We start from the raw sequence: 12,458 nt of genomic DNA on the forward strand, positions 1-12,458 counted from the left end.
ACAAGCACAGAGAGCAGGGTAGGGGCTGTGCCAACTTCTGCGCCGTGGCTGCGTTTTCCGCAGATACCCTTCCCGACACTACCCACGATGACGATGAAGAACGTTCTGCTCTGTTTTCTGCTCTTGGCTACTGGTGTGGCCTATGCCCAACCCTCGCCCCGGCAGCTCTACCCCGGCCTGTTTGAGGCCGTGCAGCTGGGCCGCGTGTATCCCGACAACAAAACCTTCGTGGACCTGCTGCCCATCGTGCCGCCGGCCGAGGTGATGAGCGCCTACCAACGAGAAAAGGATCAGCCCGGCTTCGACTTGAAAGCCTTTACCCAGCGCTACTTCGCGCTGCCCGCTGAGGATACTGCCACCTACCACAGCAACGTGGCCGCCGGCATCCGGGCCCATCTCGACACGCTCTGGACGGTGCTGCGCCGCCCGGCGCGGGTTACGGCACCTCCCTACTCGTCGCTGGTGGCGCTACCCAAGTCCTACGTAGTGCCGGGCGGGCGCTTCCGGGAGGTATATTATTGGGATTCGTACTTCACGATGTTGGGACTACAAGAGGCAGGCCGCACCCAGCAGGTGCGCGATATGGTAGACAATTTTGCCTACCTGATTGACCAGGTAGGGTTCATCCCGAACGGCAACCGCACCTACTACCTCACCCGCTCGCAGCCGCCGTTTTTTGCCCAGATGGTGCAGCTATTGGCCCAGGCCGAAGGCACGCCCGCTACCCTGGCCCACTACCGCCCCCAACTCGAAAAGGAGTACGCCTACTGGATGGCCGGCGCCGACTCCCTGCAACCCGGCCAGGCTACCCGCCGCGTGGTGCGCATGCCCAAGGGCGAGCTGCTGAACCGCTACTGGGACAGCAGCGACCAGCCCCGCGAAGAGTCCTACGCCGAGGATGTGGCGGCCGGCAAGCTCACGCGGCAGCCGCTGCCGGAGTTCTACCGCAATGTGCGCGCCGCCGCCGCCTCGGGCTGGGATTTCAGTACGCGCTGGTTTGGCCCCGCTAATACCATGGCCACCATCGAAACCACCAACCTGGTACCCGTCGATTTGAACTGTCTGGTGCTGGTGTTGGAGCAAACCTTGGCCCGCGCCTACCAGCAGGAGGGTAATAAAGCGCAAGCAGCCTTGTATCAGCAGAAAGCGAAAAGCCGGGCAAAGGCCATTCAGCGCTATTGCTGGGACAGGCAGGCTGGTTGGTACGTCGACTATGACTTGCCCGAGCGACGCCGGGCCAGCATCCATACCCTGGCTGGCGTGTTTCCGCTGGCCTACGGGGTAGCAACCAAGGGGCAAGCTAGCAAAGCCGCCCGCCGCCTCGAAAGCGAGTTTCTGCGCGATGGGGGCCTGCTTACTACCAGCAACGAAAGCGGTCAGCAGTGGGACGCGCCCAACGCCTGGGCGCCCCTGCAATACCTGGCTGTGCAGGGCCTGCGCCGCTACCAGCACCACGCCCTGGCCGATACCGTAGCCCACCGCTGGACCAGCCTGAACGTGCGCGTGTTTCGGGAAACCGGCAAGCTGCTTGAGAAGTACAACGTGGAGGACATTCACAAAACCGCGGGTGGTGGCGAGTACCCTTTGCAAGATGGCTTCGGCTGGACCAATGGCGTCTTGCTAAAACTTCTCAACGAGCAGAAGCAACGCCAGAAGTAGTGGGTATAAGCTGTTAGGCACCACTATATATCACATAGTATATGTGACTCCTTGATTGTTATAATATGGTGCGGGTTGTGTTGTTCGCGTAGCTACGCTGTTGTACGGCCCGTGAGGTGAGTTGCGAACGACATAGTTCGCACTACCCTACACAAAGCACAAAACCGCTTTAGACGCGGATTGCAGTATCTCACGCATGAATTTGAGCACCTTTCGCGCCTTTCGTAGCCGCAACTACCGGTTGTATTTTGGTGGGCAGTCGTTGTCGCTCTTGGGTACCTGGATGCAGAAAACGGCCGTTAGCTGGGTGGTGTATTCGCATACCAACTCCAAGTTGATGTTGGGAATAAGCGTATTTGCTACCCTGTTTCCGGCCGCTATTTTCTCTTTTCTCGGCGGCGGGGTAGCCGACCGCTACCAGCGTTACCGCGTGCTGCTGCTCACGCAGGTGTTCTCCATGATACAGGCGCTGCTGCTCACGCTCCTGATCTGGCAACGGCCGGATGCAGTGTGGGGCATCATCGGCCTGAGCGCCATGCTGGGCATCATCAACGGCTTCGACGTGCCGGCCCGCCAGTCGCTGGTACCCGAGCTGATCAAGAACCGACAGGACTTGCCCAACGCCCTGGCGCTGAATTCTTCGATGGTGAATCTGGCCAAGCTGGTAGGCCCGGCTTTGGCGGGCTTTGCGCTGGAGCACCTGGGCGCGGTGGCCTGTTTTGGGCTGAACGCGCTGAGCTTTGTGGCCGTCATTGGTTCGCTGCTGGCTATTCGGCTGCCGCCCTACGTAGCCAAGCTACACACGAAAAACATGCTGGCTGAGCTACGCGACGGGCTGGCCTATGTGGCCGCAACACCGGCTATCCGGCACATTCTTCTGATGCTAGCCCTCGCCAGCCTGCTGGCCCTACCCTTCACTACGCTGCTACCCGTGTATGCCAAGGACGTTTTTGGTGGTACGGCCAGCACCTTTGGCATGCTGGATGGGGCCATTGGCCTGGGCGCCTTTATCGGGGCCATTTTTCTGGCGTCGTTGAAAGCCAGCGTCAACCTGAGCAAGGTGCTCACGGTGAATACCTTCATCTTTGGGGTAGGGCTGCTGCTGTTTTCGCATGCGCCGTGGTATCCACTGGCGTTGTTGTTTTTGGTACTCGGCGCGTTTGGGATGATGTCGCAAATCACCATCAGCAATACCCTGCTTCAAACAACCGTGGAGCCCGCACTACGGGGGCGGGTACTGAGCCTCTATGTGCTGGCCTATGCAGGGCTGGTGCCGTTGGGTAGCCTGCTGGTAGGCGCTGTGTCGGAGCACATTGGCGTGCAGAACACAGTATTAGCAGAGGGTATTCTTACGCTACTGATTGGGGTGTTGCATCTGCGCACGCTGCGCCGCAAGTCACGCGAAGCGTCGTTGCAACCTGCGGCCGCCGAGCCGGTTTCTGAAACAGCGGTGCCTGTGTAGAACGGTGTAGAGACGCCTACTTGCGTCTCATCGTTGAACGATTTTGTGCATCCGGCGCGGCCGATGAGACGCAAGTAGGCGTTTCTACACCGTTCCTAGATAGCCTAAACAGATAGCAACGTAGAAACTGCTATTAGTAATACAGCAGAATTTCGTTGCATAGCGCAGCACCTAACCAATCGCCAAACGTAAACAGGTGCGGGCGATACGCTGCTATTTTCTGCGGCCGTCAATTTCTAGCTTCCAAACGGCAGCTACCCTTTCGTTACTTCCACTCTTTTTTGATTTGCTTGTATGTGTGGCCGCTACACTACCCTCACGCCTGCCGCAGGCCTGGCAAAACGCTTCGGCGCAACGCTTGCCGAACCCACCGAGCCGAACTACAACGCTGCCCCGTCGCAGCGCCTACCCATCATCATCAACGCTGCGCCCGACACCATCCAGTTGGTGCAGTGGGGGCTGATACCGGGCTGGGTGCAAGACCTGAAAAAGGCTGTCAAGCCCATCAACGCCCGCGCCGAAACCCTGGCCGACAAGCCCTCGTTTCGGCAGCTGCTCCAGCGCAAGCGCTGCTTGGTGCTGGCCGATTCGTTCTATGAGTGGCAGCAGACGCCCCAAGGCAAGGTGCCGCACCGGATTATGCTGCGCGATGAGCAACCATTTGCCTTCGCCGGTCTATGGGACGAGTGGCTCGACCGCCAAACCGGTGAGGTGCTGCCTACCTTCACCATCATCACCACCGAGCCCAACGAGTTGATGGCCCGCCTGCACACTCGCATGCCCGTGCTGCTCCCTGGCCCAGAGGCCGAGCAAGCCTGGCTCGCCGACACCCTCAGCCCCGCCGACCATCAGCACCTACTCGTACCCTACCCCACCGATGGCATGATGGAATACGCCGTGACCACCCGCGTGAACTCGCCCGCGCACAACGACGCTGAGGTGCTGGAAGCAGCCTGACACGCACACGGTAAACAACGCAAAAGAGCCGGCCGCATAGCATGCGGCCGGCTCTTTTGTAGGAATGGGTCCCTTTAGAAGGTCAACGACTTCTCCTTCGCGTGCTTCACGCGCTTGTGGTAGGGAATCAAGGGCTTGCCGGTGCCGAAGTGGCTCATACGAGGCTTAAACATGTCACTCACTGTGCGGTGCCGATGCGAATCTGGCCGTTTGCGTGGTGCTTTAGCTGCTACGGCTGTACCAACGCTGATAAAGAGGCAAAGGAGGAGAGAGTAGAAAACGCGCATAAGCTTGAATTATAGTTAGAAAAAATGTGACTTGCTGAAGTATATGGCAAGTATATAAAATATTGAATTATCTATTGATATGAGTTATGTATAAAATTTTATCAGAATGATAATAAATGCCTTTTGGGCAGCGTAGGGCATTGTTAAGTTTTCTTAACACACGATTAGAAAAGGCAACCCGGCTGCTCAGAAAGCCAACCCAACTGTCATCCTGAGCTTGCGAGGACCTTCTCACGTTAGAACAAGTCGTTGTTACGAGCATCGTGCTGACGTAAGGAGGTCCTTCGCCCCGCTCAGGATGACAGTTAGGCTGGCGTTCTGACCACCTTCAACCGAAATCAATTCTCTGAATTACCGGAAGCGCCATACCGGTAGCACCGTACCAGCCGGAAACTTGTCTTGCCCTATAGGCAGCTCTAAAAAGCCACTGCTAGGCAGTAAACTAGCCAAGTCGCCGGAGCCGTGGGCGCGTTCGGGTGTGGCCAGCAGCCGACCATCGGGAGCACTTGCAAGGCTTACGAGCAGAAAGTGCGTGACGGGCGGACGAAACACCACATCGGCGGCCAGTACGGCAAACGTAGGTTCTGGCTGGGGTAGGGTAGGCTGCTGCACGGCCCGCAGCCACGGCGCAGCGTAACGGCAGTAGTTCACAAAGGTGGAAACCGGATTGCCCGGCAGCGCAAACACCACCGCGCCCTGTGGGTGCTGCCCAAACCAAAAGGGCTTGCCCGGCCGCTGCTGCACCCCATGAAACAGCTGCTCTACGCCCGCCTCGGCCAATGCCGCGGGTAGGAAATCGGCTTTGCCCATCGACACGCCCCCGCTGAGTAGCACGGCATCATACTGGTGCAGCAGGGGCGGCAGGCCCTGGCGCAAGGCGTCGGGGTCGTCGTTGAAGTGAAACCGCTCGGCCCGGCCGCCGGCCTGCCACACAGCCGCTTGCAGCATGTAGGAGTTGGAGCGCCGGATCTGGTAGGGGAGGGGCGCCTGGTCCAGCTCCACCAACTCGTCGCCGGTGCTCACCACGGCCACGTGCGGGCGTTGTGCCACCACCAAATGGGTAGCACCTACCGTGGCCGCTACGGCTACCTCGGCTGGTCCCAGCAAGGTGCCTTCAGGCAGCAGCACGTCGCCCTGGTGGCGGTCGGTGGCCTGGGCGTGCACGTTGTGCCCGGCTTTGGGTGGCAGCACGCGCACGGTCGCCACGCGGCGGCCATCGGGTTGCGCTGCTATGTCTACATCCTCGTAGCGCACTACCGTATCGGTGCCGGGCGGCAGCATGGCCCCGGTCATGATTTCGAGGGTAGTGGTGGGACTGGCAAGGGGGGTAGGGGGCTGGCCGGCAAACTGTATACCCACTACCTCAAACTGCGTTTGGCCCTGCGCAATAGCCGCATAGTTGAGCGCAATGCCATCCATGGCTACCCGATTGAAGGGCGGAAAGTCGCGGTCGGCGGTTACGGCCTGGCGCAGCACCCGGCCCAGCGTATCGGGGAGGGGGAGCCGTTCCGTGGGGAGGGTGCGAACGGTGGACAGCACCAGGCGAGTGGCTTCTTCGACGGTAGTCATGGGGCAGAGATGAAGCGCGAAGCGTTACTTCGCGTATAGGTGGTAGACCTTGTGCAATGAGCACGATGGTAGAACTAGACGATTTGCGTCTGGTTTGGTTATATCAACTCCTTCCTCGCACGGTCTGCAACGCACTGCAAAGCCCCGGCTGGGCACTGCTTTTTTGTTCAACATCCGTTACCAAGCGCGTCCTCACATACCGCGTTCCTGCTATGTCTGACTCCTCTAAACTCACCCACCTCAATGCTGCTGGCCAGCCCGCCATGGTTGATGTAGGCGGTAAAACCGCTACCCGCCGCGTGGCCCGTGCCCGCAGCATCGTGGTACTCGGTTCCGAAATTCTGAAATTGGTGCAGGACGGCGACCTGCCCACCCGCAAAGGCCCCGTGTTTCAAACGGCTATTCTGGCCGGTATCATGGGGGCCAAGCGCACCTCGGAGCTGATTCCGCTGTGCCACCCACTGGGTCTCGACGACTGCCAAGTGCGCATTGAAGTGCAGCAACCTGATTCAGTTATCATTGAATGCACCTCGTCCGTGACCGGCAAAACCGGCGTGGAAATGGAGGCCCTAACCGGCGCTTCGGTGGCGGCTCTCACCATTTACGACATGTGCAAAGCCTTGTCGCACAACATCATTATTCAGGAAACGCGCTTGCTGGAAAAAACCGGCGGCAAACAAGATTTTCATCATGTCGACTAACCAGCCCCTACCCGCCCCGCACGCCAAGCACGCTGCCCTGACCCGCCCCGCTACCGGCGAGTTCAACCGCCAGGAGCTGGCTATTCTGGGCGCACCCTGCGGCGTGATTAAAGACCTGGTAGCGCGCCTGATGCCACACTTGTCGCCTACCCTGCACGCGGCCTACGTAGACGCCGACCATGCCACCGGCGACGAAGCCGCCCCCGCCGACACATTGCTAACGGTAGGCGCTGCTGCCGAGCTAACCGACAAAATCCACTTCCGCCGCCTCGATGTGCAGCGCGGCATGGACAAGTTTGCCCAGCAGCACTGGCTAGGTGGTCAGAGCCTGGTGCTGGTGAACGGCAACCACTTCCGCGCTCAGCAGCAAATTGCCATTATCAGCAGTAAGAAACCGCTGGAGAAAAAGCTCGACCGCCTGACCGATGTGCAGTTGATTTTGCTGAGCGAAGGCGAAACCGAGCTGCCCGCCTACTTGCGAACCCACTTGGGCGAGCGGCAACCCACCGTTCTTGCCCTCGACGACACCGCTGCCATTGCCGACTGGCTACAACAGTGGTGGCAGGCCAGCGCGCCGCCCTTGCGTGGCCTGGTGTTGGCCGGCGGCCACAGCCAGCGTATGCAAACCGACAAGGGCCAGCTGCGCTACCACGGGCAGGAACAGCGCCAATACGCCGCCGGCCTGCTGGCCGAGGTGTGCCAGGATGTATTCGTGTCCTGCCGCGCCGACCAGGCCGACGCCCTGCCCGCCGGCCTCACGCCCCTACCCGACCAGTTCCTGGACCTGGGGCCCATGGGCGGCATCCTCACCGCCTTCCGCCACGACCCCAACGCCGCCTGGCTGGTAGTAGCATGCGACCTACCTTTCCTCTCCACCGAAACCTTGCGCCACCTGGTAGCGCACCGCCACGCCGGCCGCGTGGCCACGGCCTACCAAAGCCCGCACAACGAGTGGCCTGAGCCGCTCATCACCATTTGGGAGCCGCGCAGCTATGCGGTACTGCTTCAGTTTCTGGCCCTAGGCTACTCGTGCCCGCGCAAGGCGCTCATCAACAGTGATATTCAACTCCTGATGCCGCCCGCCCCGCAGGAGCTACGCAACATTAACACGCCGCAAGAGCGTGCAGCCGCCGAGCGGGAGCTAGGGTAGGGGCGCCTTGCAGGCGCCCGGCTCTGCCAGGGGATAGGCGTTGAACTGAAGCACCCATATAGTAGCGCAAACCATGTAGTTCGCGCGTCAGAACAACAAGTGGTACAATAGCCCCGAAGCGTGAACTACAAAGTTCGCGCTTCGGGGCTATAAATTTTAAAGCCTACCTGCTACCTTCTACTACATTTCTGACTCCATATGCCATACACCTATTCTCCTCTTTCCTATGAAATTACCCTACCTCGCGCTGGCATTGCAACTGGGCGGCGCTACCGTCTCCCTGGCGCAAACTGCGGCCCCGGCGACTGCCTATGATTTTGAGTATCCTAGTGGTCAATTGCCCGCTACTTGGTACACCAACAACGGCAAAGGCTACCGCGTCACGCTCGACTCGGCAGTGCGCCACCAAGGCAAGTATGCGCTGCGGATGCAGGACAGCCAGGCCAAGCAGGGGCAATTTGGCGTGGCTACGTTGCGAATTCCGGCGCAATACGCGGGTAAGTCGGTTACGCTGAAGGGCTTCATCAAAACGGAGGGCGTATCGGAGCAGGGCTCGGCGGCAATTTGGCTGCGCGAAGATGGTTCAAGTGGTTCCGTGGCTTTCAAAAACACCCAGGACCAGCCCATGCGGGGCACTACCGACTGGAAGCAGTTCAGCATTACGCTGCCCCTGGAGGAGCAGGCAGAATATATTCTGTTCGGCGGCATTTTGGCTGGCACCGGCACTGCTTGGTTCGACGACCTGGAGCTGACCATTGATGATAAACCGCTGTCCGCTGTAGCTACGCGAACCATGTCCGTTAAGCCAGCGGCGCGAGACACTGCGTTTCAGCAGGCCTCGGGGATTACGTTTCCAAAAAAGCTCAGCACGCAGCAGGTAGAAAACCTGGCGGTGCTGGGCCGGGTATGGGGCTTTGTGAAGTACTACCACCCGGCCGTGGCCGCCGGCAACTTCAACATGGACGCCGAGCTGTTTCGGGTGCTGCCCGCCGTGCTGGCGGCGCCCAATGAGAAGAAACGCAGCCAGCTGCTGAGTGCTTGGGTGAAGAAGTTTGGAGAAGTGCCCGCGTGCAAAACATGCGTAGAACTGCCTGCCGACAAAGTGCGCCTGCAACCCGATCTGGCGTGGCTATCAGATACAAAACAGCTCGGCGAAGCGCTTCGCAGCCAACTCACGTACCTGCGCCAAAACCGAAACCAGGGAGAGCACTACTACGTGAGTGCGGCTCCGAACGTAGGCAACCCTGTTTTTCGGCACGAAGCACCGTATGGCCGCACCGCACTACCCGATGCCGGGCTGCGCCTATTGGCGCTCTACCGCTACTGGAACATGATTGCCTATTTCTTTCCCTACCGGTATGCCATCGGGGAAGATTGGCAACAAGTACTACCGGAGTTTATTCCCAAGCTGACTAGCAGCAACACCGCCGAGCAGTATCACCTTACCCTGTTGGCGCTCATTGCCCGCATTCACGACACGCACGCCAATATTTATCAGGATGAGGTGCTGACCCACTACAACGGTAAGTTGTACGCGCCGGTGCGTCTTCGCTTCGTGGAAAACCAGGCCGTAGTGACGGATTACTACCATGCGGCGCTCGGGAAAGAATCGGGCCTGCAAGCGGGCGACGTAGTGGTGAAAATCGACGGCGTGCCGGTGCCGGAGCTGGTGAAAAAGTGGCAGCCCCTTGCCCCGGCCTCCAACGAGCCGGCCCAGCTGCGCAACATTGCCAACCTGCTGCTGCGCGGCAACACAGAGAAAGTACCCGTAGTGGTGCGCCGCAACGGCAAGGAATTTCCGCTCACGCTCACCCGCTACGCAAGCACCAAGCTCGATATGCAAATGAACTTGGGCACGCCGGACCCAGCAGCCTCGGCCTGGCGGTTGCTGCCGGGTAATATCGGCTACCTCTCGCTGGGCACGATCAAGAAAAATAAGCTGCCAGAAATTATGCAGGCCGCAGAAGGTACGAAGGGAATGGTGATTGATATCCGCAACTACCCCTCCGAGTTCGTGGTGTTTGCTTTGTCGCAGTACCTGGTGCCCAAACCCACGCAGTTTGCGCTATTCAGCGGGCCCGACATAACCTATCCAGGCACTTTCCCCCTGATGCCAGAACCCGTTTCGGTGTCGCCCGGCGTAGCAAATCCCTACCCTGGTAAAGTGGTCATCTTAGTGAATGAAATCTCGCAGAGCCAGGCCGAATACACCACCATGGCCCTGCGCACCGCCCCCAACGCCACCGTTATCGGCAGCACCACGGCCGGCGCCGACGGCAACGTGTCCAGCATCATGCTGCCCGGCGGCATCCCTACCATGATTACCGGCCTGGGCGTGTACTACCCCGACGGCCGCGAAACCCAGCGCATCGGCATTGTGCCCGATATCGAAGTAAAGCCCACCATCCAGGGCATCAAAGAGGGTAGAGACGAATTGCTGGAAAGAGCCGTGCAGCTGATTGAAACGGCCGGGTAAAATTGTCATTCCGAGCGGCGCGAGGAATCTGAGTGAAACCATTTCGGAATAATTACTCAGATTCCTCGCGCCGCTCGGAATGGCCGTTGCGGATGCGCGACTTCCCTACCCTTACTCGGAGCAGGGGGAACCGGACGATTGAAATGTTGCGTGTTAAAAGTTAAATGCTCGTTGAATGGCATTCCTACTTCTTGGTTTCCTCTCGGCTTCCCCTTTTTCGGCGGGGGGTGGGGATGAGGCACCCCGTCAGTACACTATATGGGTTACTGATTAGGCCTATTGATGCGGGTGGCGGAGTAAGTGCCACACTATATCTAGTGCTTCTGCTATCTTCCTGACTTCATATTACATACGTTTATTCTTTTCTTTCTATGAAGCTACCCTACCTCGCGCTGGCATTCCACTTAGGCTGCGCTACCGTTTCCCTGGCGCAAAAAACGGCTCCGGCCGCGCAGGATACCGCCTTTCAGCAACGCTCCGGCATTGTGTTTCCCGAAAAACTCAATCAGCAGCAGGTAGAAAACCTGGCAGTGCTGGGCCGGGTGTGGGGCTTTGTGAAGTATTACCACCCGGCTGTGGCCGCCGGCAACTTCAACATGGACGCCGAGCTGTTTCGGGTGCTGCCCGCCGTATTAGCGGCGCCCAACGAGCCCGCTCGTAGTGAGGTGCTGCGCGGCTGGGTCACAAAATTTGGCGAGGTGCCCACGTGCAAAACGTGCAAAGAGCTACCCGCCGACAAAGTGCGCTTGCAACCCGATCTGGCTTGGCTATCAGATAAAAAACAGCTTAGCGACGCACTTAGCACTCAACTTATCTACCTAAGCAGGAATCGAAATCAGGGTGCGAATTACTACGTGAGCATAGACCCTAACGCAGGAAACTCCGTCTTCCAGCACGAGGTGGCCTACGGCCGCGCCGCGCTACCCGATACCGGGCTGCGCTTGCTGGCGCTCTACCGCTTCTGGAACATGGTTGAGTATTTCTTCCCCTACCGCTACGCCATCGGAGAAGATTGGCAACAAGTACTACCAGAGTTTATCCCCAAGCTGACCCGCGCCGGCACCGCCGAGCAGTACCGTCTTACCTTACAAGCACTTATTGCCCGCATTCACGATTCGCATGCCGGTATCTACAAAGATGAAGTGTTGGATACGTATAAAGGCAAATTATACGCGCCGGTGCGCATCCGTTTCATAGAAAACCAGGCCGTGGTGACGGACTATTACGATGCGGCGCTCGGCAAAGCCTCGGGCTTGCAACCGGGCGATGTGGTAGTGCAAATCGACGGTGTGCCGGTGCCAGAGCTGGTGAAAAAGTGGCAGCCTATCACTTCGGCCTCCAATGAGCCTACCCAGTTACGCGACATCGCCAAACTGCTACTGCGCGGTAATACGGAGCAACTACCTCTGGTTGTGCGCCGTGACGGACGGGAGCTTCCCCTGACTATTACCCGCTACGAAAGTAAAAAGCTCAATTTGAAGATGGATTGGGGTACACCGGACCCGGAAGCTTCGCCCTGGCGGTTGTTGCCGGGCAATATCGGCTACCTCTCTTTGGGTACGATCAAAAATGCAACGCTGCCGGAGATTATGCAGGCGGCGGAGGGTACGAAGGGAGTGGTGATTGATATCCGTAACTACCCCGCTGAGCCCGTAATGTATGCTTTGTCGCAATATCTAGTTCGTAAATTCACGCCGTTTGTGCAGGCCAGTAATCCGGATATCACATATCCAGGGCGGTTTCCGCTGCGCAAATATCCTTCCTATGTGCGTCCTAAGAAGGGAAAGTTCTACCCTGGAAAGGTAGTTGTCCTTGTCAATGAAATCTCGCAGAGCCAGGCTGAATTTACTACTATGGCTCTGCGCACCGCCCCCAATGCCACCGTTATCGGCAGCACCACGGCCGGCGCCGATGGCGATGTGTCTACCATTGTATTACCCGGTGGCATTTCCACCTGGATTACCGGTCTGGGCGTGTACTACCCCGACGGCCGCGAAACCCAGCGCATCGGCATTGTTCCGGATATTGAGGTGAAGCCTACCATCCAGGGTATCAAAGAGGGTAGGGATGAGTTACTGGGAAGAGCCGTGCAGCTGATTGAAACGGCTGGGTAGCGCTCTTACTTTTGTGTCATCCTGAGCAGAGCGAAGGACCTTATCACACGTGAACGAGTCGTTGGTATGGCTGTCGTTCTAGC

8 protein-coding genes are annotated in these 12,458 nt (G+C 58.7%); 7 read left to right on the forward strand and 1 reads right to left on the reverse strand.

What is annotated here, in order from left to right:
- The first annotated feature begins 93 nt into the window (after positions 1 to 93).
- The 3 genes from treA to F1C16_RS18600 all read left to right on the forward strand — a co-directional run bounded on the left by treA (position 94) and on the right by F1C16_RS18600 (position 4,078).
- Positions 94 to 1,659: an alpha,alpha-trehalase TreA gene (treA, locus tag F1C16_RS18590; protein ID WP_185282088.1), complete on the forward strand. Its 1,566-nt coding sequence runs from the start codon at positions 94 to 96 to the stop codon at positions 1,657 to 1,659.
- A gap of 196 nt (positions 1,660 to 1,855) precedes the next feature.
- Positions 1,856 to 3,121, forward strand: coding sequence for an MFS transporter (locus F1C16_RS18595; RefSeq protein ID WP_185282089.1), 1,266 nt, complete (start codon positions 1,856 to 1,858; stop codon positions 3,119 to 3,121).
- 294 nt (positions 3,122 to 3,415) lie between these two features.
- Positions 3,416 to 4,078, forward strand: a complete 663-nt coding sequence (locus F1C16_RS18600) for an SOS response-associated peptidase (protein ID WP_185282090.1) — start codon at positions 3,416 to 3,418, stop codon at positions 4,076 to 4,078.
- Between the two features lie 638 nt (positions 4,079 to 4,716).
- On the opposite strand, the gene F1C16_RS18605 is transcribed toward F1C16_RS18600, so the two are convergent.
- Complete coding sequence (locus tag F1C16_RS18605; protein WP_185282091.1) at positions 4,717 to 5,934, reverse strand: molybdopterin molybdotransferase MoeA; 1,218 nt, start codon at positions 5,932 to 5,934, stop codon at positions 4,717 to 4,719.
- A gap of 212 nt (positions 5,935 to 6,146) precedes the next feature.
- On the opposite strand from F1C16_RS18605, the gene moaC reads away from it, so the two are divergent.
- The 4 genes from moaC (at position 6,147) to F1C16_RS18625 (ending at position 12,375) form a co-directional block, all read left to right on the forward strand.
- Positions 6,147 to 6,635 carry a cyclic pyranopterin monophosphate synthase MoaC gene (gene moaC, locus F1C16_RS18610; protein ID WP_185282092.1) on the forward strand — a complete coding sequence of 163 codons (489 nt, stop codon included), beginning with the start codon at positions 6,147 to 6,149 and terminating at the stop codon, positions 6,633 to 6,635.
- Entirely contained in the window at positions 6,625 to 7,785 is a 1,161-nt protein-coding gene (locus F1C16_RS18615; RefSeq protein ID WP_219733351.1) for an NTP transferase domain-containing protein, read from the forward strand. Before moaC ends, F1C16_RS18615 begins: the two co-directional genes overlap by 11 nt.
- Before the next feature lie 226 nt (positions 7,786 to 8,011).
- Positions 8,012 to 10,261, forward strand: coding sequence for a S41 family peptidase (locus tag F1C16_RS18620; protein ID WP_185282093.1), 2,250 nt, complete (start codon positions 8,012 to 8,014; stop codon positions 10,259 to 10,261).
- A gap of 371 nt (positions 10,262 to 10,632) precedes the next feature.
- Complete coding sequence (locus tag F1C16_RS18625) at positions 10,633 to 12,375, forward strand: S41 family peptidase (protein WP_185282094.1); 1,743 nt, start codon at positions 10,633 to 10,635, stop codon at positions 12,373 to 12,375.
- The last annotated feature ends 83 nt before the right edge of the window (positions 12,376 to 12,458 follow it).

Source organism: Hymenobacter sp. NBH84, from assembly GCF_014217645.1.
GTDB classification, from domain to species: domain Bacteria; phylum Bacteroidota; class Bacteroidia; order Cytophagales; family Hymenobacteraceae; genus Hymenobacter; species Hymenobacter profundi.